The organism is Streptomyces sp. NPDC002513, assembly GCF_053595355.1.
This window is the reverse complement of sequence record NZ_JBSFXK010000038.1, coordinates 38,988-58,956: the sequence shown is the minus strand read 5'-3', so window position 1 is coordinate 58,956 and position 19,969 is coordinate 38,988. Positions and strand designations below refer to the sequence as shown.

At 68.3% G+C, this 19,969-nt stretch carries 16 protein-coding genes and 1 tRNA gene; 2 read left to right on the top strand and 15 right to left on the bottom strand.

The window, feature by feature from the left end:
• Window positions 1-47 precede the first annotated feature (47 nt).
• The 11 genes from ACWD5Q_RS23465 to ACWD5Q_RS23415 form a co-directional block, all read right to left on the bottom strand.
• On the bottom strand, window positions 48-3,947 hold the full coding sequence (locus ACWD5Q_RS23465; RefSeq protein WP_451428982.1) for a DNA-directed RNA polymerase subunit beta': 3,900 nt from the start codon (window positions 3,945-3,947) through the stop codon (window positions 48-50).
• 93 nt (window positions 3,948-4,040) lie between these two features.
• Entirely contained in the window at window positions 4,041-7,526 is a 3,486-nt protein-coding gene (rpoB, locus tag ACWD5Q_RS23460; protein ID WP_451428981.1) for a DNA-directed RNA polymerase subunit beta, read from the bottom strand.
• Window positions 7,527-8,232: 706 nt separating this feature from the next.
• The gene (gene rplL, locus ACWD5Q_RS23455; protein WP_451428999.1) at window positions 8,233-8,616 is read right to left on the bottom strand and encodes a 50S ribosomal protein L7/L12; all 384 of its coding nucleotides are present in this window, start codon (window positions 8,614-8,616) and stop codon (window positions 8,233-8,235) included.
• Window positions 8,617-8,725: 109 nt separating this feature from the next.
• On the bottom strand, window positions 8,726-9,256 hold the full coding sequence (rplJ, locus tag ACWD5Q_RS23450; protein WP_451428980.1) for a 50S ribosomal protein L10: 531 nt from the start codon (window positions 9,254-9,256) through the stop codon (window positions 8,726-8,728).
• A 321-nt stretch (window positions 9,257-9,577) separates the two neighbouring features.
• Window positions 9,578-10,444 (bottom strand): DUF1396 domain-containing protein, encoded by an 867-nt coding sequence (locus ACWD5Q_RS23445; protein WP_451428979.1) that lies wholly within the window; start codon window positions 10,442-10,444, stop codon window positions 9,578-9,580.
• Between the two features lie 110 nt (window positions 10,445-10,554).
• Window positions 10,555-11,442: a hypothetical protein gene (locus ACWD5Q_RS23440; protein WP_451428978.1), complete on the bottom strand. Its 888-nt coding sequence runs from the start codon at window positions 11,440-11,442 to the stop codon at window positions 10,555-10,557.
• Between the two features lie 194 nt (window positions 11,443-11,636).
• Window positions 11,637-12,362 (bottom strand): 50S ribosomal protein L1, encoded by a 726-nt coding sequence (gene rplA / locus ACWD5Q_RS23435; RefSeq protein WP_451428977.1) that lies wholly within the window; start codon window positions 12,360-12,362, stop codon window positions 11,637-11,639.
• Between the two features lie 94 nt (window positions 12,363-12,456).
• Window positions 12,457-12,891: a 50S ribosomal protein L11 gene (gene rplK, locus ACWD5Q_RS23430; protein ID WP_451428976.1), complete on the bottom strand. Its 435-nt coding sequence runs from the start codon at window positions 12,889-12,891 to the stop codon at window positions 12,457-12,459.
• A 182-nt stretch (window positions 12,892-13,073) separates the two neighbouring features.
• The gene (gene nusG, locus ACWD5Q_RS23425; RefSeq protein WP_451428975.1) at window positions 13,074-13,961 is read right to left on the bottom strand and encodes a transcription termination/antitermination protein NusG; all 888 of its coding nucleotides are present in this window, start codon (window positions 13,959-13,961) and stop codon (window positions 13,074-13,076) included.
• Window positions 13,962-14,041: 80 nt separating this feature from the next.
• Entirely contained in the window at window positions 14,042-14,329 is a 288-nt protein-coding gene (gene secE / locus ACWD5Q_RS23420; protein WP_451428974.1) for a preprotein translocase subunit SecE, read from the bottom strand.
• Between the two features lie 109 nt (window positions 14,330-14,438).
• Window positions 14,439-14,511 (bottom strand) — tRNA-Trp (locus ACWD5Q_RS23415).
• Window positions 14,512-14,772: 261 nt separating this feature from the next.
• Here ACWD5Q_RS23415 and ACWD5Q_RS23410 point away from each other — a divergent pair.
• Together ACWD5Q_RS23410 and ACWD5Q_RS23405 are read left to right on the top strand one after the other, a co-directional pair.
• Window positions 14,773-15,999 carry a pyridoxal phosphate-dependent aminotransferase gene (locus tag ACWD5Q_RS23410; protein WP_451428973.1) on the top strand — a complete coding sequence of 409 codons (1,227 nt, stop codon included), beginning with the start codon at window positions 14,773-14,775 and terminating at the stop codon, window positions 15,997-15,999.
• Window positions 16,000-16,132: 133 nt separating this feature from the next.
• Window positions 16,133-17,173: an adenosine deaminase gene (locus tag ACWD5Q_RS23405; protein WP_451428972.1), complete on the top strand. Its 1,041-nt coding sequence runs from the start codon at window positions 16,133-16,135 to the stop codon at window positions 17,171-17,173.
• A gap of 228 nt (window positions 17,174-17,401) precedes the next feature.
• Here the strand turns inward: ACWD5Q_RS23405 and ACWD5Q_RS23400 are convergent, their stop codons facing one another.
• From ACWD5Q_RS23400 to rpmG, 4 genes are all read right to left on the bottom strand, one after another.
• Entirely contained in the window at window positions 17,402-18,457 is a 1,056-nt protein-coding gene (locus tag ACWD5Q_RS23400; protein WP_451428971.1) for a UDP-N-acetylmuramate dehydrogenase, read from the bottom strand.
• 234 nt (window positions 18,458-18,691) lie between these two features.
• A complete protein-coding gene (locus ACWD5Q_RS23395; protein WP_451428970.1) occupies window positions 18,692-19,120 on the bottom strand; it encodes a MaoC family dehydratase in 429 nt (142 codons plus the stop codon).
• On the bottom strand, window positions 19,117-19,581 hold the full coding sequence (locus ACWD5Q_RS23390) for an FAS1-like dehydratase domain-containing protein (RefSeq protein ID WP_451428969.1): 465 nt from the start codon (window positions 19,579-19,581) through the stop codon (window positions 19,117-19,119). The genes ACWD5Q_RS23395 and ACWD5Q_RS23390 overlap by 4 nt, the downstream gene beginning before the upstream one ends.
• Window positions 19,582-19,797: 216 nt before the next feature.
• Window positions 19,798-19,962: a 50S ribosomal protein L33 gene (gene rpmG, locus ACWD5Q_RS23385; protein ID WP_451428968.1), complete on the bottom strand. Its 165-nt coding sequence runs from the start codon at window positions 19,960-19,962 to the stop codon at window positions 19,798-19,800.
• Window positions 19,963-19,969: the final 7 nt, after the last annotated feature.

The window sequence follows — 19,969 nt, the reverse complement described above, 5'->3', positions numbered from 1 at the left end:
AAGGGCGGCCACCCCGTCACGGGGTGGCCGCCCTTCATTCTGCTCGCTTACTGGTTGTACGGACCGTAGTCGTAGTCCTCCAGCGGCACCGCCTGGCCGGAACCGGCGCCGAACGGCGAGTAGTCGATGTCGTCGTAGCCGACGGCCGAGTACATCGCGGCCTTGGCCTCCTCGGTCGGCTCGACCCGGATGTTGCGGTAACGGGACAGACCCGTACCGGCCGGGATGAGCTTACCGATGATGACGTTCTCCTTGAGGCCGATCAGGGAGTCGGACTTGGCGTTGATCGCCGCGTCCGTGAGGACCCTGGTCGTCTCCTGGAAGGACGCCGCCGACAGCCAGGACTCGGTCGCCAGCGAGGCCTTGGTGATACCCATGAGCTGCGGACGACCGGAGGCCGGGTGACCGCCCTCCTGGACCACACGACGGTTCTCGGTCTCGAACTTCGAGCGCTCGACCAGCTCGCCGGGCAGCAGCTCGGCGTCGCCGGACTCGATGATCGTCACGCGGCGGAGCATCTGCCGGATGATGATCTCGATGTGCTTGTCGTGGATCGACACACCCTGCGAGTTGTACACCTTCTGGACCTCGCCGACCAGGTGGACCTGGACGGCACGCTGGCCCAGGATGCGCAGCACGTCGTGCGGGTTGGTGGCACCCACGGTGAGCTTCTGGCCCACCTCGACGTGCTCGCCCTCGCTGACCAGGAGTCGGGCGCGCTTCGAGATCGGGAAGGCCGTCTCGTCGCTGCCGTCGTCCGGCGTGATGACGATCTTCTTGGTCTTCTCGGTCTCCTCGATCCGCACGCGGCCCTGGGCCTCGGAGATCGGGGCGACACCCTTCGGGGTACGGGCCTCGAAGAGCTCGACGACACGCGGCAGACCCTGGGTGATGTCGTCACCGGCCACACCACCGGTGTGGAAGGTACGCATCGTCAGCTGGGTACCGGGCTCACCGATGGACTGGGCGGCGATGATGCCGACCGCCTCACCGATGTCGACCAGCTTGCCGGTGGCGAGCGAGCGGCCGTAGCACATGGCGCAGGTGCCGACGGCGGACTCACAGGTCAGGACCGAGCGGGTCTTGACCTCCGAGATGCCACGGGCGACCAGTTCCTCGATGAGGACGTCACCCAGGTCGGTACCGGCCGGGGCCAGCACCTGACCGTCGACGACGATGTCCTCGGCGAGGCAGCGCGCGTACACGGACGTCTCGACGTTCTCCGCCTTGCGCAGCACGCCGTCCGCGCCGACCTCCGCGATGTGGAGCTTGAGGCCACGGTCGGTGCCGCAGTCCTCCTCGCGGATGATGACGTCCTGGGAGACGTCGACCAGACGACGGGTCAGGTAACCCGAGTCGGCGGTACGCAGAGCGGTGTCCGCGAGACCCTTACGGGCACCGTGCGTGGAGATGAAGTACTCCAGCACGGACAGGCCCTCACGGAACGACGCCTTGATCGGACGCGGGATCGTCTCGTTCTTCGCGTTCGACACCAGACCACGCATACCGGCAATCTGACGCATCTGCATCATGTTGCCTCGTGCACCCGAGTTCACCATCATGAAGATCGGGTTGGTCTTCGGGAAGTTCTCGTTCATCGCCTCGGCGACCTCGTTGGTCGCCTTGGTCCAGATGTTGATCAGTTCCTGAGTGCGTTCGTCCTTGGTGATCAGACCGCGCTCGTACTGCTTCTGGACCTTCTCGTCCTGGGCCTCGTAGCCCTTGACGATCTCCTTCTTCGCCTCGGGAACGACGACGTCGGAGATGGCGACGGTGACGCCGGAACGCGTGGCCCAGTAGAAGCCGGACGCCTTCAGGTTGTCGAGCGTGGCCGCCACGATGACCTTCGGGTAGCGCTCGGCGAGGTCGTTGACGATCTCGGAGAGCTGCTTCTTGCCGACCTCGTAGTCGACGAACGGGTAGTCCTCGGGCAACAGCTCGTTGAAGAGCGCACGCCCCAGCGTGGTCTTCAGACGGAAGCTGTCACCCTGCTGCCACTCCGGCTCGCCCTCCTCCTGGGCCGGCGGGGTCCAGCCGCGCGGCGGGATGGTGCCCACCGGGAAGCGGATGTCCACGCGCGACTGCAGCGAGAGCTCGCCGGCGTCGAACGCCATGATCGCCTCGGCCACGGACGCGAAGGAGCGGTCCTCGCCCTTCACGTTCCGCATCTCGCCGTCCGTGGTCAGGAAGAACAGACCGAGGACCATGTCCTGGGTCGGCATCGTGACCGGGCGGCCGTCGGCCGGCTTGAGGATGTTGTTCGAGGACAGCATCAGGATGCGGGCCTCGGCCTGCGCCTCCGCGGACAGCGGCAGGTGCACGGCCATCTGGTCGCCGTCGAAGTCCGCGTTGAACGCGGTGCAGACGAGCGGGTGGATCTGGATGGCCTTGCCCTCGACCAGCTGCGGCTCGAAGGCCTGGATGCCGAGGCGGTGCAGGGTGGGCGCACGGTTCAGCAGCACCGGGTGCTCGGCGATGACCTCTTCGAGGACGTCGTACACGACCGTGCGGCCGCGCTCCACCATGCGCTTCGCCGACTTGATGTTCTGCGCGTGGTTCAGGTCGACCAGGCGCTTCATCACGAACGGCTTGAACAGCTCCAGCGCCATCGCCTTCGGCAGACCGCACTGGTGCAGCTTGAGCTGCGGGCCGACGACGATCACGGAACGCGCCGAGTAGTCGACACGCTTGCCGAGCAGGTTCTGGCGGAAGCGGCCCTGCTTACCCTTCAGCATGTCGCTGAGGGACTTCAGCGGGCGGTTGCCGGGGCCCGTGACCGGGCGGCCGCGACGACCGTTGTCGAAGAGGGCGTCAACAGCCTCCTGAAGCATGCGCTTCTCGTTGTTGACGATGATCTCCGGGGCACCGAGGTCCAGGAGCCTCTTCAGACGGTTGTTGCGGTTGATCACACGGCGGTACAGGTCGTTCAAGTCGGAGGTCGCGAAGCGGCCACCGTCCAGCTGCACCATCGGACGCAGGTCCGGCGGGATGACCGGGACGCAGTCCAGGACCATGCCCTTGGGGCTGTTGGAGGTCTGCAGGAACGCGGACACGACCTTGAGCCGCTTGAGGGCACGGGTCTTCTTCTGGCCCTTGCCGGTGCGGATGATCTCGCGGAGCTTCTCGGCCTCCTCCTCGAGGTCGAAGGACTCCAGGCGCTTCTGCAGCGCCGCGGCACCCATCGAACCGTCGAAGTACGTGCCGAAGCGGTCCCGCAGCTCGCGGTAGAGCAGCTCGTCGCCCTCGAGGTCCTGGACCTTGAGGTTCTTGAACCGGGCCCACACCTCGTCGAGGCGGTCGATCTCGCGCTGCGCGCGGTCGCGCAGCTGCTTCATCTCGCGCTCCGCGCCCTCGCGCACCTTGCGGCGCACATCGGCCTTGGCGCCCTCGGCCTCGAGCTCGGCCAGGTCGGTCTCGAGCTTCTTGGCGCGGGCCTCCAGGTCGGCGTCGCGACGGTTCTCGATCTGCTGCCGCTCGACGGAGACGTGCGCCTCCAGGGAGGGCAGGTCACGCGTACGGCGCTCCTCGTCGACGTACGTGATCATGTACGCCGCGAAGTAGATGACCTTCTCCAGGTCCTTCGGGGCGAGGTCGAGCAGGTAGCCCAGCCGCGACGGAACGCCCTTGAAGTACCAGATGTGCGTGACCGGGGCGGCCAGCTCGATGTGGCCCATCCGCTCACGGCGCACCTTCGCGCGCGTGACCTCGACGCCACAGCGCTCGCAGATGATGCCCTTGAAGCGGACGCGCTTGTACTTACCGCAGTAGCACTCCCAGTCCCGGGTGGGGCCGAAGATCTTCTCGCAGAAGAGGCCGTCCTTCTCGGGCTTGAGGGTGCGGTAGTTGATGGTCTCGGGCTTCTTGACCTCGCCGTGGCTCCACTGACGGATGTCGTCAGCGGTGGCCAGGCCGATCCGGAGCTCGTCGAAGAAGTTGACGTCGAGCACTATGCGTCAATCCCTCTCAGGGTCGTAAGTCTTTCGGTCTGTACGGGGGTCCCGGGATCGGCGGGCCTTGGAGTCAGGCCCGCCGGGCTCCCGTCAGACCTCTTCGACGCTGCTCGGCTCGCGCCGGGACAGGTCGATGCCGAGCTCCTCCGCAGCGCGGAAGACGTCCTCGTCGGTGTCACGCATCTCGATGGACATACCGTCGCTGGACAGCACCTCCACGTTCAGGCACAGGGACTGCATCTCCTTGATGAGGACCTTGAAGGACTCGGGGATGCCGGGCTCAGGGATGTTCTCGCCCTTGACGATGGCCTCGTAGACCTTCACGCGGCCGGTGACGTCGTCGGACTTGATGGTCAGCAGCTCCTGGAGGGCGTAGGCGGCACCGTAGGCCTCGAGCGCCCACACCTCCATCTCGCCGAACCGCTGGCCACCGAACTGGGCCTTACCACCCAGCGGCTGCTGGGTGATCATCGAGTACGGACCGGTCGAACGGGCGTGCAGCTTGTCGTCGACCAGGTGGTGCAGCTTCAGGATGTACATGTAGCCGACCGAGATCGGGTCCGGGAACGGCTCACCGCTGCGGCCGTCGAACAGCCGCGCCTTGCCGGACGGGAGCACCATGCGCTCGCCGTCGCGGTTCGGGATGGTGTGCTGCAGCAGACCCGCCAGCTCGTCCTCGCGGGCACCGTCGAAGACCGGGGTGGCGACGTTGGTGCGCGGGGCGACCTGGTCGGCGCCGATGACCTGCAGGCGCTGGGCCCACTCGTCGGCGAGGCCGGAGACGTCCCAGCCGCGGCTGGCGAGCCAGCCGAGGTGGATCTCCAGAACCTGTCCCGGGTTCATTCGGGACGGCACACCCAGCGGGTTGAGGATGATGTCGACCGGGGTGCCGTCCTCCAGGAACGGCATGTCCTCGATCGGCAGGATCTTGGAGATGACACCCTTGTTGCCGTGACGGCCGGCGAGCTTGTCACCGTCGGTGATCTTGCGCTTCTGCGCGACGTAGACGCGGACCAGCTGGTTCACGCCCGGCGGCAGCTCGTCGCCCTCCTCGCGGTCGAAGACGCGCACGCCGATGACCTTGCCGGTCTCGCCGTGCGGCACCTTCAGCGAGGTGTCACGGACCTCACGGGCCTTCTCACCGAAGATCGCGCGCAGCAGACGCTCCTCGGGGGTCAGCTCGGTCTCACCCTTCGGGGTGACCTTGCCGACGAGGATGTCACCGGCGATGACCTCGGCACCGATACGGATGATGCCGCGCTCGTCGAGGTCGGCGAGGACCTCCTCGGAGACGTTCGGGATGTCCCGGGTGATCTCCTCGGGGCCGAGCTTGGTGTCACGGGCGTCGACCTCGTGCTCCTCGATGTGGATCGAGGAGAGGACGTCGTCCTGCACGAGGCGCTGCGACAGGATGATCGCGTCCTCGTAGTTGTGACCCTCCCACGGCATGAACGCGACGAGCAGGTTCTTGCCGAGCGCCATCTCGCCGTTCTGGGTGGCGGGACCGTCGGCGAGGACCTGGCCGTCGACGACGCGGTCGCCCTCGTTGACGACGACCTTCTGGTTGACCGAGGTGCCCTGGTTGGAGCGGGCGAACTTGGCCAGGCGGTACGTGATGTACGTGCCGTCGTCGTTGGCGGTGGTGATGTAGTCCGCGGAGACCTCCTGGACCACACCGGCCTTCTCGGCCTTGACGACGTCGCCGGCGTCGACGGCGGAGCGGTACTCCATGCCGGTGCCGACGAGCGGGGACTCCGACTTGATCAGCGGAACGGCCTGGCGCATCATGTTCGCGCCCATGAGGGCACGGTTGGCGTCGTCGTGCTCGAGGAACGGGATCATGGCGGTCGCGACCGACACCATCTGGCGCGGCGAGACGTCCATGTAGTCGACGTCCTCGGGGCTGACGTAGTCGACCTCGCCGCCACGGCGGCGGACCAGCACGCGGCTCTCGGCGAACCGGAGCTCGTCGGTCAGCGGCGCGTTGGCCTGGGCGATGACGAAGCGGTCCTCCTCGTCGGCGGTCAGGTAGTCCACATCGTCGGTGACCTGGCCGTCGATGACCTTGCGGTACGGGGTCTCGACGAAGCCGAACGCGTTGACCCGGCCGTAGGAGGCGAGCGAACCGATCAGACCGATGTTCGGGCCTTCGGGCGTCTCGATCGGGCACATGCGGCCGTAGTGCGACGGGTGCACGTCACGGACCTCGAAGCCGGCCCGCTCACGGGAGAGACCACCCGGGCCGAGCGCGGACAGACGACGCTTGTGCGTCAGCCCGGACAGCGGGTTGTTCTGGTCCATGAACTGCGACAGCTGGCTGGTGCCGAAGAACTCCTTGATGGAGGCGACGACCGGCCGGATGTTGATCAGGGTCTGCGGCGTGATCGCCTCGACGTCCTGCGTGGTCATGCGCTCGCGGACGACGCGCTCCATACGGGCCAGACCCGTGCGGACCTGGTTCTGGATGAGTTCGCCGACGCTGCGCAGGCGACGGTTGCCGAAGTGGTCGATGTCGTCGGTCTCGACGACGATCGTCTGACCGCTGTCGCCGACCGTCTCGGCCTCGCCCGCGTGCAGCTTCACCAGGTACTTGATCGTCGAGATGACGTCCTCGACGGTCAGGACACCCGCGTCGAGCGGAGCGTCCGCGCCCAGCTTCTTGTTGACCTTGTAGCGGCCGACCTTGGCGAGGTCGTAGCGCTTCGGGTTGAAGTAGAGGTTCTCAAGGAGCGTCTGCGCGGCCTCACGCGTGGGGGGCTCGCCCGGACGCAGCTTGCGGTAGATGTCGAGCAGCGCGTCGTCCTGGCCCTGGGTGTGGTCCTTCTCCAGGGTGGCGCGCATGGACTCGTACTCGCCGAACTCCTCGAGGATCTGCTCGGTCGTCCAGCCGAGCGCCTTCAGGAGGACGGTCACGGACTGCTTGCGCTTGCGGTCGATGCGGACACCGACCATGTCGCGCTTGTCGATCTCCATCTCGAGCCAGGCCCCCCGGGACGGGATGATCTTGGCGGAGAAGATGTCCTTGTCGGACGTCTTGTCGATGCTGGAGTCGAAGTAGACGCCGGGCGAACGGACCAGCTGCGACACGACGACACGCTCGGTGCCGTTGATGACGAAGGTGCCCTTGTTCGTCATGAGCGGGAAGTCGCCCATGAAGACGGTCTGGGACTTGATCTCGCCGGTCTCGTTGTTGGTGAACTCGGCCGTGACGAAGAGGGGCGCGGCGTAGGTGAAGTCGCGCTCCTTGGCCTCGTCGATCGAGTTCTTCGGCGGCTCGAAGCGGTGGTCGCGGAACGTCAGCGACATCGACCCGGAAAAGTCCTCGATCGGGGAGATCTCCTCGAAGATCTCCTCGAGGCCGGACTTGGTGGGGACGTCCTGACCGGACTCCAGAGCCGCCTCGACGCGAGCCTTCCACGCGTCGTTGCCGAGCAGCCAGTCGAAGCTCTCGGTTTGCAACGCGAGAAGGTTCGGAACCTCGAGGGGCTCCTTGATCTTTGCAAAGGAGATGCGCAGCGGGGCGGTGCTGGCGCCGTTGTTCGTATTCGCGGTCGAGGCATTGCGCGAGGCGGCCAAGAGGGGGTCCTTCCGAGGGCTCGGACTCACTACGCGCGTACCGGTCCCACCGGGCACAGAGAGGGAAAGCCTCAGGTCAGAGACTCTTCATCGTCGGTGCTCAAGCGAGGGCATGCTCCTGGTGACGGGCAGGAGGCAGCTAACAGGCAGCGCAAAGGGTCAGTGTAGCCACTTGGCACACTGATGTCCAGTGCGGGTTTGCAGGCCCACGATGGAAGCCCTCGTTGTCCCTCAACTGCTGCGGCAAGCCACGCCCTCGATGCACATCGATACTGCCCTCTTCGTCGTCGATCCATGCCTCGGATCCGGATCGTTGTGACGACGCGTCCTGAGAATTGCGCGCTGCGTGCAGTTCGTCAAGGCCCCCCATGGCCGATCCGGGTACTGCCATCGTCACGTGCAACGGTCACCGGGACCCTCGGGAGGCACGACGAAGATCACCATACTCCCCGCGGCGACGGGTGCAAGGCAGCCGCCACCGGACCCCCCGGAACGCCGGAAGGCGACCACCCGGATGGATGATCGCCCTTCGGTGCGTTCGCGTTACAGGCCTACGGGTGAGCCGCGCCGGAATCCCGGAGGCGCCGGCTGCGGCGTTCGAGTGAACCGGGGCCGGCACACACGAAGGGCCGTACGGAGCGAAGCCCCGTACGGCCCGGTGAGCCCTGGGCGGGCCCGTGGGTCCCGGTGCGGGACCCGAAAGGTGTTACTTGACCTCGACGGAGGCGCCGGCACCCTTGAGAGCCTCGGCAGCCTTGTCCGCGGCCTCCTTGTTGACCTTCTCCAGAACCGGCTTCGGCGCACCGTCGACCAGGTCCTTGGCCTCCTTCAGGCCGAGGGAGGTCAGCTCGCGCACGACCTTGATGACCTGGATCTTCTTGTCGCCGGCGCCGGTGAGGACGACGTCGAACTCGTCCTTCTCCTCCTCGACCGGGGCGGCGGCGGCCGGACCGGCCGGGCCCGCGACGGCGACCGCGGCGGCGGCGGTGACGTCGAACTTCTCCTCGAACGCCTTCACGAACTCGGAGAGCTGGATGAGGGTCATCGACTCGAACTCGGCGAGCAGTTCTTCCTGGGTGAGAGCCACGATGGCTTCCTTCCGCTAATTCGGCTGGTGCCGGATGTACATGTCTGGCGGGCGTACGTTCGGCCCGCTACGACCTCCGCCTCAGGCGGCGGCGGTCATTTCGGGGGCCGAATTACTCGGCACCGCCCTGCTCGTCCTGCTTGGCGCGAAGCGCGTCCACGGTGCGGACGAGCTTCGACGGGAGCGCCTGGAAGACCTGAGCAGCCTGCGTCTGCTTGCCCTTCAGAGCACCCGCCAGCTTGGCGAGCAGAACCTCGCGGGACTCAAGGTCCGCAAGCTTCTTGATCTCGTCGGCGGACAGCGCCTTGCCGTCAAGGACACCGCCCTTGATGACGAGGTTCGGGTTGTCCTTGGCGAAGTCACGAAGACCCTTCGCCGACTCCACCGGGTCACCGGTGACGAAGGCGACCGCCGTCGGACCGTTGAACAGGTCGTCGAGCGTCGTGATCCCGGCCTCGTTGGCCGCAATCTTGGTCAGCGTGTTCTTCACCACGGCGTACTGGGCGTTCTCACCGAGCGACCGGCGCAGCGTCTTGAGCTGCGCCACAGTGAGACCCCGGTACTCGGTCAGCACGGCGGCGCTCGAGCTGCGGAACTGCTCCGCGAGCTCGGCTACCGCGGCAGCCTTGTCGGGCCTTGCCATAGAGCGTCGGCCTCCTTCCGGGTGATGAGGACCGCTCAGAAGGGGCTGGACTCAAACGAAACGCCCCGGCGCAGGCGCACGGGGCGGACTCGACCGGGCGCACGCGCGGCTTACGCACGCACTCCGGGAGTACTTCCACAGTCACCTGCGCGGGTCGTCCGCAGTTCAGCGGATCCTTCGGCCACCGCACCCTCATCCGAGTGCACGGCAACGACCAGCGGTCTTTGGCTTCCGTAGGAGAGTACGGGAACGGATCTCCGTCTGGCAAATCCGTTCCCGGCTCGGCTGGGCTGAGCCCTGTGGGAGCTCAGCCCGCGGGGCTCAGCCCTGCTGGAGGCCCTTCATCATCTCGGCGAGGTCGGCCGTGTCCCCGGCGGACGGGGCCGTCACCGTCACCGGCTTGTTGTAGTCGAGGAAGGTGATGGTCATGTCCATCGGTCCCTTCTCGGCGTCGCCGCGCATCCGGAACCGCTTGGTGTGGTCGCTGCCGTCGACCCACATGTCCATGGCCATCTTGTCGGCGCCCAGCTTGGCGTACTGGTCGAGACCCCTCTCGCGCTGCTCGAGGACGGCCTTGTCCAGCTTCTGGGCCTTGAGAGAGGCACGCACCTCCGCGAGGGTGACCTCGCCCTTGTAGTGGGTCGTCTTCACGCCGTCGATGGTCTCGGTGCCGACCTTCGTCACATTCTTGGAGCTGGTCAGGAACGTGGAGTCCTGGGCCGGGTTCTGGTTCGCCTGGCCGGCTCCCAGCTGGTCCATGTTCAGCTGCTTGTCCGCGCCCAGCGCGGCCAGGTCGAACTTGATCCAGTGCTTGCCGTCCATCTCCTTGGCTGCCTCGGCGCCCCCGCCGACGTACATCGCCTTGTCGACGAGCCTGACCTCGACCGGGCCCTGGGTCTTCTGCTCCGACAACGTCATCTTCATGCTCATGGCGAGCGGCTTCATGGACATCCGGGCCTCGGCCTGGACCTGGCCCGCGCCCGGCATCGTGCCGGTCATCCGGTAGTGCAGGGACGTGATGTTCTCGGAGTTCTTCGCGGCCTTGGCGACGGCCGCTGCGGGCGTCATCTGCGGCGACTCCTCCGCGGTGCCCTTCGAACAGGCGACCGCTCCGCCGCCCAGGACCAGGGCCGCGAGCACCGCGCCCGCCGCTCCCCGCTCCACCCTGTTCCGTATAGCAAAAGTCATGATTCCCCCCAAGAGAACCCATGTTTGATCCATAGCAAGACCGCGAGCCTATCCCGAAGCACTGACAGCGGCCCACGATTTCTGTGCGGCAGGCATCGAGCGGGGGTGTGCTACGAGCCCAGGGCGTTCATCAGCTCCTTGAAATCGGCGGTGTCCGCCGCCGGGGGCCGGCCGGCCGCGACCTTCACGCCGTAGTCGTGGTAATAGGCCGTCGCGGACATCCGGCCGCTGGTCAGCTCGCCCCTTTCGACCTTCTTGACCAGCAGGCCGCGGTCGCCGACCCAGATGTCGACGGTCTCCCTGGTGACCCCGGCCTGCTCCAGCCGCGCCTTCAGGCCGGCGGCGTCCCTGCCGGTGAGGTCCGCCGGGACGACCGTGCCCGAGTAGTGCGTGGTGCGCCGGCCGCGCACCGTCTCCTCGCCCACCCTGCGCGCGTCCCCGGAGGCACGCAGCAGCCGGACCGGCTGGAGCGGCGCGGTGTCGCGCAGCTGGTCCGTGAGGGACGCGCCCGAGCCGCCGGGCAGGGCCGCCAGGTCGCCGTAGCCGTAGCGGATCCAGTGCCGGCCCTCAAGGCGTTGGGCGAACGTCTCGCCGACCTTGGCGTAGTAGGCGTCGGGCAGCAGCCGCGCCTCCAGGGAGGTGCTGCTGAGGGCACGCATGGTGGCGGCGAGCTGTCCGCCGGTGTAGGTGATGCGCAGCGTGCCGACCGGCTCGCCGGACCAGCCGAGGGCGCCGTCCGTCTTCAGGGAGAGCATCCCGCCCATGGCGGTCGTGGACTCGATCCGGGCGGACCCGGCCCTGATGGTGGCCTCCTCCACGGTGCGCAGGGCCGCGGCCGTCCCCCGGGAGTCGACCCGTCCGGCCGCGCTGCCGGAGGGCGTCGCGGGGCTGCCTTTGTGGGGGCCGGTGTCCCCGGAGATGCTGCACCCCGCCACGGCGGACAGCGCGGCGGCCGCCGCGACCGGCAGGATCCCGCGCCTGACGATCCCGTCCCTCATCCGTTACCCCCTCGCGCGCTCCGTGATCTTCACGCTAACTCCGACCCGGGGGAAACAGCACGCACCTCCCGTGAAACGGCATGTGCCGCTTGCCGGGCGCCCGGGACGAAGGGGGACGGCAAAACGCCGGGCTGCGCACCTGCGAAGGTGCGGAGCCCGGCGTCAGCGGTGCGTGCCCGCGGCTGCCGTCAGGATCAGACGGCGGCCGGGTCCTCCTCGACGAGGAGGTTGCGGGTGCGGTTCGGGTCGACCGGAATGCCGGGGCCCATCGTGGTGGTGATGGCGGCCTTCTTGATGTAGCGACCCTTGGCGGCGGACGGCTTCAGACGGAGGATCTCCTCCAGCGCCGCGCCGTAGTTCTCCACCAGCTTGGCGTCGTCGAAGGACGACTTGCCGATGATGAAGTGCAGGTTCGAGTGCTTGTCGACGCGGAACTCGATCTTGCCGCCCTTGATCTCGGTGACGGCCTTCGCCACGTCCGGGGTCACGGTGCCGGTCTTGGGGTTCGGCATCAGACCACGGGGACCGAGCACGCGGCCGAGGCGGCCGACCTTGCCCATGAGGTCCGGGGTGGCGACAACGGCGTCGAAGTCCAGGCGGCCCTTCGACACCTCGTCGATCAGCTCGTCGGCGCCGACGATGTCGGCGCCCGCGGCACGAGCGGCCTCGGCACGGTCACCGGTCGCGAAGACCAGGACCCGGGCGGTCTTACCGGTGCCGTGCGGGAGGTTCACGGTGCCACGGACCATCTGGTCGGCCTTGCGCGGGTCGACACCCAGACGGAAGGCGACCTCGACGGTGCCGTCGAACTTGGTCGTGGAGGTCTCCTTGGCGAGACGGACGGCCTCGAGCGGGGCGTACAGCTTCTCCCGGTCGACCTTGACGTCCGCAGCGCGGAGAGCCTTGCTGCGCTTGCTCACAACTGCTCCTGTGTGTTCTGAAAGGAGTCGTGGTACGGGCCGAGCAGGCCCTGCCACGTGCGGCCAACGGCCGCCTGGTCTACGAAGGTGGGGTTCAGCCCTCGACCGTGACGCCCATGGAACGCGCGGTACCGGCGATGATCTTCGCGGCGGCGTCCAGGTCGTTGGCGTTGAGGTCAGGCAGCTTGGTCTGGGCGATCTCGCGGACCTGCGCCTCGGTGATCTTGGCGACCTTGGTCTTGTGCGGCTCGCCGGAGCCCTTCTCGATGCCCGCGGCCTTGAGGATCATCTTGGCGGCCGGGGGCGTCTTGGTCACGAAGGTGAAGGAACGGTCCTCGTAGACCGTGATCTCCACCGGGATGACCCAACCGCGCTGCGACTCGGTCGCGGCGTTGTAGGCCTTGACGAACTCCATGATGTTGACGCCGTGCTGACCCAGCGCCGGACCGACCGGCGGAGCCGGGTTGGCCGCGCCGGCCTGGATCTGGAGCTTGATAAGCCCCGTGACCTTCTTCTTCTTGGGAGGCATTGCTCTCTCCGGGTCCTTAGTGAGAGTTTTCCGCCATCCGATCCGGATCATCCGGATGGAGGCATACCGCACAACGATAACGGGTACCGCTGCGGGGCCAAAAACCGAGCAGGTCAGACCGGCTTTGGCAGCCTGTCTGACCTGATCGGAAGCGCTTGTACCAGAAGCGGACCAGTTCTGGACTAGTTCTTCTGGATCTGGTCGAAGCTCAGCTCGACCGGCGTCTCGCGGCCGAAGATCTCCACGAGGCCCTTGACCTTCTTGGAGTCGGCGTTGATCTCGTTGATGGTCGCCTGCAGCGTGGCGAACGGGCCGTCGGTGACGGTGACCGAGTCGCCGACCTCGAAGTCCAGCACCTGGACCTCGACCTTGCGCTGCGGAGCCGGCTTGCCCTCGGCCTCGGCGGCCTCGCGGGCGGCCTTCTCCTCGGCCTCCGGGGCGAGCATCTTGACGATCTCGTCCAGGGTCAGCGGGTACGGGTCGTAGGCGTTGCCCACGAAGCCGGTGACGCCGGGCGTGTTGCGGACGACGCCCCAGGACTCGTTCGTCAGGTCCATGCGTACCAGGACGTAGCCCGGGAGCTTGTTCTGGCGGATGGTCTTGCGGTCGCCGTTCTTGATCTGGACGACCTCTTCCTGCGGCACCTCGGCCTGGAAGATGTAGTCCTCGACGTTCAGCGACACGGCGCGCTGCTCGAGGTTGGTCTTCACGCGGTTCTCGTAGCCGGCGTACGTGTGGATCACGTACCACTCGCCGGGCAGCGAGCGCAGCTCCTCGCGGAGGGCTTCGACGGGGTCGACCGGGGCGGCCTCCTCCTCGTCGGCTGCCTCCTCCTCGTCGACGGCCTCGTCCTCGTCGGCGGCCTCATCCAGGTCGGCGGTCTCGTCCTCGTCGGCGACCTCGTCCACGACACGCGCGGCGGCATCCTCGGCCGGCTCCCCCGCCTCGGCTTCGGCAGCCTCGAACTCGTCCCGCTCGTCCGCGCCCTCGACGATGTCGAGCTCGTCATCCACGGACTCGGCGGACTCGCCGCGTGACTCAACGGCGTCGTTCAGGTTCGGGTCAGACACGGTGGCTGCTTCTTCCTGGATACATAGGGGTGGAACACGCGAAAGGGACGCCGGGTACCTCGGCGTCCTTCGCTCTCGGCTCAGCCGAAGACGTACTTGGCGGCGTGGTTGAGCCCATAGTCAATCAGAGTCACCAGAGCGATCATGATCGCGACGAAGAAGATCACCACGGTGGTGTACGACGTCAGCTGGTTCCTCGTCGGCCAGACGACCTTGCGAAGCTCCGCGATGATCTGGCGGTAGAAGAGGGCAAGGCGCTTCAGCGGGCCCTTCTTGGCTCGCTTGCCGCCCTTGCGGGACTTCTTCTTCGACTCCTGCAGCTCGTCCTGGGCGTCAGGCATGTCGATGGAGCCCACGGCGTCCGTCACTCGTCCTCACCTGATTCCCGGGTCGTGACCGTGCCGCGCCCGGTGGAGCCGCACGGCGAGTGCAATACGTACGTACTGTGCGCACACTTCCTGATCGGGGAGTGTGTAGCAGGGCCGGAGGGACTTGAACCCCCAACCGCTGGTTTTGGAGACCAGTGCTCTACCAATTGAGCTACGACCCTTTGTGTGTACCCCAACGTACCGCATCCGGCCGGGTGCTCGGTGTGCACCGGCGCGATCGCTGCCGCTGGAGGCCAACGAGGTGAGAGTGTACGTGGTCCGCGGCCGGTCGTCGAACAGAAAGCGCCCGTACGGGCTTTGTCCGCCGAAGATCGTCCAGGCCACCCCGCGGATCCGGACTGGTGTCCGGTCGTCGGCCCCCTCCGGTTCAGTCTGTGAAACCGGTGTGCCACGGGCGTTTCCGGTCTGAAACGATGGGTTCCATGAGCGCTGCAACCCCTCCCACCGAGCGCCGGATCTCCGCCCGGATCGGCGCGATCTCCGAGTCCGCCACCCTCGCCGTGGACGCCAAGGCCAAGGCCCTCAAGGCCGCCGGGCGTCCGGTGATCGGCTTCGGCGCCGGCGAGCCCGACTTCCCGACGCCGGACTACATCGTCGAGGCGGCCATCGAGGCCTGCAAGAACCCGAAGTACCACCGCTACACGCCGGCCGGCGGCCTGCCCGAGCTGAAGAACGCGATCGTCGCGAAGACGCTGCGCGACTCCGGCTACGAGGTGGACGCCTCGCAGGTACTGGTCACCAACGGCGGCAAGCAGGCCATCTACGAGGCCTTCGCCGCGCTCCTCGACCCGGGCGACGAGGTGATCGTCCCGGCGCCGTACTGGACGACGTACCCGGAGTCGATCCGGCTGGCCGGCGGTGTCCCGGTGGAGGTCGTGGCGGACGAGACGACCGGCTACCGCGTCTCCGTCGAGCAACTGGAGGCGGCGCGCACGGAGAGGACGAAGGTCGTGCTCTTCGTCTCCCCGTCCAACCCCACCGGCGCGGTGTACTCCGAGTCCGAGACCGAGGCCATCGGCCGCTGGGCCGTGGAGCACGGCCTGTGGGTGCTGACCGACGAGATCTACGAGCACCTGGTCTACGGCGACGCGGTCTCCGTGTCCCTGCCGGCCCTGCTCCCCGAGCTGCGCGACAAGTGCATCGTGGTCAACGGCGTCGCCAAGACGTACGCGATGACGGGCTGGCGCGTGGGCTGGATCATCGGCCCCAAGGACGTGGTGAAGGCCGCGACGAACCTGCAGTCGCACGCCACGTCCAATGTGTCGAACGTCGCGCAGGTGGCGGCCCTGGCGGCCGTGTCGGGCGACCTGGAGGCGGTCGCGACGATGCGCGAGGCCTTCGACCGGCGCCGCAGGACCGTCGTGCGGATGCTGAACGAGATCGACGGCGTGGTCTGCCCCGAGCCGGAGGGCGCGTTCTACGCGTACCCGTCCGTGAAGGCGCTGCTCGGCAAGGAGATCCGCGGCAGGCGTCCGCAGACCAGCGTGGAGCTGGCCGCCCTGATCCTGGAGGAGGCCGAGGTCGCGGTCGTCCCGGGCGAGGCCTTCGGCACCCCCGGCTATCTGCGGCTGTCCTACGCCCTCGGTGACGAGGACCTGGTCGAGGGCGTGAGCCGGATCCAGAAGCTGCTGGCGGAGGCCCGGGACTGACGTCGCGCGGCACGCACGCCTCAAGGGGGGCGCAGGGGGGATCCACCCTCTGCGCCCCCTTCGTTTGTGCGAGCAAGACCACGTCCGGGGAAACCGCTACCGGGACGCCCGGAACGTACGGCAGGATCTTGGGATGGAGCACGTACGTGATGTCTCTGAGCTGCCGAAGGCCCACCTCCATCTGCACTTCACCGGGTCGATGCGGCCCGCCACCCTGCTGGAACTCGCCGACAAGTACGGCGTACGGCTGCCCGAGGCCCTGACCGAGGCGCTGGTCAGCGGGGAGCCGCCCCGGCTGCGGGCGACGGACGAGCGGGGCTGGTTCCGCTTCCAGCGGTTGTACGACGCGGCCCGCTCGTGCCTGCGGGAGCCGGAGGACATCCGGCGGCTGGTGCGGGAGGCCGCGGAGGAGGACATCAGGGACGGGTCGAGGTGGCTGGAGATCCAGGTCGACCCCACGTCGTACGCCCCGCGCCTGGGCGGTCTGATCCCGGCGCTGGAGATCATCCTGGACGCGGTGGACTCGGCGGTGCGGGAGACCGGCCTCGGGATGCGCGTCCTGGTCGCCGCGAACCGGATGAAGCACCCCCTGGACGCCCGCACCCTGGCACGCCTGGCGGTGCGCTACCGGGACCGCGGCGTGGTGGGCTTCGGCCTGTCGAACGACGAACGCCGGGGCATGGCCCGGGACTTCGACCGCGCCTTCGCCATCGCCCGCGACGGCGGGCTGCTCTCGGCCCCGCACGGCGGCGAGCTGACGGGCCCGTCGTCGGTGCGCGACTGCCTCGACGACCTGCACGCCGACCGGGTGGGCCACGGGGTGCGCGCGGCGGAGGACCCACGGCTGCTGAAGCGCCTGGCGGACCGCGGGGTGACCTGCGAGGTGTGCCCCGCGTCCAATGTCGCGCTGGGCGTCTACGAGAAGCCCGAGGACGTCCCCCTGCGGAAGCTGTTCGACGCGGGCGTCCCGATGGCGCTGGGCGCGGACGACCCGCTGCTGTTCGGCTCGCGCCTCGCGGCCCAGTACGAGATCGCCCGCCGCGACCACGGCTTCACGGACGCGGAACTGGCGGAACTGGCACGGCAGTCGCTGCGCGCGTCCGCGGCACCCGAGGACGAGAAGGCGAGGCTGCTGGCGGGGGTGGACGCGTGGCTGGCGGGACCGGGGGCCTGACGGAGGCCTGAGGGGGCGCGGCGCGACGCGGTGACGAGGGGCCTCGCCCCGGCCGCCGGGCGTCCGGTCGCCGGGGGCTCGCCGTCCGGTCATGAGGGAGACGGAGGCCGAACCGGCCCGCAGCGCGCGGACTGGACGGTCGTACAGCAGGGGGGTGTCTGCTGGGAGGCCTACCGGGGCTGGTGACCCATCAGGGCTGGTGGGACCGCCAGGGCCGGCCGGGGCGCCTCAGAGGTTCACGCCCACCGTGACCGGCTCGTTGACCAGCGTGATCCCGAAGGCCTCGCGGACGCCGGCGACGACCTCGCGGGCCAGGGCCAGCAGGTCCTCGGTGGTCGCGGCGCCGCGGTTGGTGAGGGCCAGCGTGTGCTTGGTGGAGATACGGGCGGGCCCGGTGCCGTAGCCCTTGGTGAAGCCCGCCTTGTCGATGAGCCAGGCCGCGGAGGTCTTGGTGTGGCCGTCGCCCGCCGCGTACGCGGGCGGCTCCGCGTTCTCGCCCAGGCGCCCCTTCACACGGGCGTGGAAGGCGGCGAACTCCTCGTCCGTGAGGATCGGGTTGGTGAAGAAGGAGCCCGCCGACCAGGTGTCGTGGTCCTCGGGATCCAGCACCATGCCCTTCCCCGCACGCAGCTTCAGAACGGTCTCGCGGGCGGCGGCCAGCGGCACGCGCTCACCCGGCCCGACACCGAGGGCGCGGGCCGTCTCGGCGTACTTGACCGGCCCCGACAGCCCCTGCGCGTCCTCCAGTGCGAAGCGGACGCGCAGGACGACATAGCGCTCGGGGTCGGTCTTGAAGCGGCTGTGGCGGTACGAGAACGCGCACTCGGCGTTCGTCAGCGTGACCGTCTCACCCGCCGTGCGGTCGTAGGCGATCACCTCGGTGATCGTGGAGGAGACCTCCTGGCCGTACGCGCCCACGTTCTGGATCGGGGTCGCACCCGCGGAACCAGGGATTCCGGCAAGGCACTCGATCCCGGCGAGTCCGGCCTCGACGGTGCGGGCGACCGCGTCGGTCCACACCTCGCCGGCGGCCAGCTCCAGCGCCGTACCGTCGAGGGAGAAGCCCTTCGTGGCGATGCGCAGGGCGGTGCCGTCGAAGCCCTTGTCTCCGATGACCAGGTTGGATCCGCCGCCGATCAGCAGCAGCGGGGTGCCGGAGTCGTCGGCCTCGCGGACGGCGGCGATCACCTCGGCGTCCGTGGTGGCGGTGATCAGGCGGGTCGCGGGGCCACCCAGCCGGAGGGTGGTCAGCGGGGCGAGCGGGGCGTCATGGAGTTCCTGCACCCGCCAAGACTACGAGACGGCACCGACAGCCCCGACACACCCGTGCACGGCCCCGCGCCGTCGGTCACGGAAGGCCGGAACGGGCAGGTCCGGCAGACCGCCCGGCGGTCCGGCGGTGCTCCGCCGGACCGCCGGAAGGCGTGGCCTCAGTTCGTCGGACGTCAGCCCCTCAGCCCGTCAGGCGCCGCGATCCGCGAGCCGCGCGTCAGGCGTCGGTGACCTTGGTGACAGCCCTCATGCCAGTCGTACGACCGCCCGGGACATGCCCAGCACCTTCTGGCCCGCGCTCGTCGCCGTGAGGTCGACGCGGACGGTCTGGTCGTCGAGCTTGGCCGCGACCTTGCCGCTGACCTCGATGAGAGCGCCCTGGTCATCGTCGGGGACGACGACGGGCCGGGTGAAGCGGACCCCGTACTCGACGACCGCGCCCGGGTCGCCCACCCAGTCGGTCACCACACGGGCGGCCTCGGCCATGGTGAACATGCCGTGCGCGATGACGTCCGGCAGGCCCACCTCCTTGGCGAACTTCTCGTTCCAGTGGATGGGGTTGAAGTCCCCGGAGGCTCCGGCGTACTGCACGAGCGTGGCGCGGGTGACGGGGAAGGACTGCGCCGGCAGTTCGGTGCCGACCTCGACGGCGTCGTACGCGATCTTCGCGGTCATACCCCTCGTGCCTCCTCTTCCGCCGCCCGGGCCACGAGCTTGGTCCAGGCGGTCACCACGAGCTCGCCGGCCTCGTCGCGCACCTCGCCACGGATGTCCAGGACGTCGTTGCCTGCCATCGACTTGATCGACTCGATGGTCGAGATCACGCTCAGCCGGTCGCCGGCACGCACCGGACGGGCGTAGGCGAACTTCTGGTCGCCGTGTACGACCCGGCTGTAGTCGAGGCCGAGCTGGGGGTCCTGGACGACCTGGCCCGCGGCCTTGAACGTGATCGAGAAGACGAAGGTCGGCGGAGCGATCACATCGCAGTGACCGAGTTCCTTGGCGGCTTCCGGGTCGGTATAGGCCGGGTTGGCGTCCCCGATCGCCTCCGCGAACTCGCGGATCTTCTCCCGGCCCACCTCGTAGGGGTCGGTGGGCGGGTAGGACCGCCCCACGAAGGACTGGTCGAGCGCCATGGCTCGGCACCTCCTGGTTGTTCTGCCGGATCCGGCCTCATCGAGGCCGCCGTCGCCGTCACGGGCGCCTGCGGTCGGTCTTCGTCGGCCGGTGCGGCCGACGAGCCGATGCGGCCCATTGTGGCGCCCGCTCGACGTGATCCGCGGTTCCGGCAGCCGTAACGCGGCGAGGCCGTCCCCCTGACTCTGGGGACGGCCTCGCTTACAAGCCTGAATTTATCGCGTCTCGCGGTGCGGGGTGTGCGAGTTGCAGCGGGGGCAGTACTTCTTCAGTTCAAGACGATCCGGGTTGTTACGCCGGTTCTTCTTGGTGATGTAGTTCCGCTCCTTGCACTCCACGCAGGCCAGCGTGATCTTCGGGCGGACGTCGGTGGCAGCCACGTGAGTG

Bases quoted from the DNA above. Each gene is read 5' to 3' on its own strand.
- rplJ (WP_451428980.1), bottom strand. From the start codon at position 9,256: ATGGCAAGGCCCGACAAGGCTGCCGCGGTAGCCGAGCTCGCGGAGCAG.
- ACWD5Q_RS23445 (WP_451428979.1), bottom strand. From the start codon at position 10,444: ATGACTTTTGCTATACGGAACAGGGTGGAGCGGGGAGCGGCGGGCGCG.
- ACWD5Q_RS23440 (WP_451428978.1), bottom strand. From the start codon at position 11,442: ATGAGGGACGGGATCGTCAGGCGCGGGATCCTGCCGGTCGCGGCGGCC.
- rplK (WP_451428976.1), bottom strand. From the start codon at position 12,891: ATGCCTCCCAAGAAGAAGAAGGTCACGGGGCTTATCAAGCTCCAGATC.
- ACWD5Q_RS23410 (WP_451428973.1), top strand. From the start codon at position 14,773: ATGAGCGCTGCAACCCCTCCCACCGAGCGCCGGATCTCCGCCCGGATC.
- ACWD5Q_RS23405 (WP_451428972.1), top strand. From the start codon at position 16,133: ATGGAGCACGTACGTGATGTCTCTGAGCTGCCGAAGGCCCACCTCCAT.
- ACWD5Q_RS23395 (WP_451428970.1), bottom strand. From the start codon at position 19,120: ATGACCGCGAAGATCGCGTACGACGCCGTCGAGGTCGGCACCGAACTG.
- ACWD5Q_RS23390 (WP_451428969.1), bottom strand. From the start codon at position 19,581: ATGGCGCTCGACCAGTCCTTCGTGGGGCGGTCCTACCCGCCCACCGAC.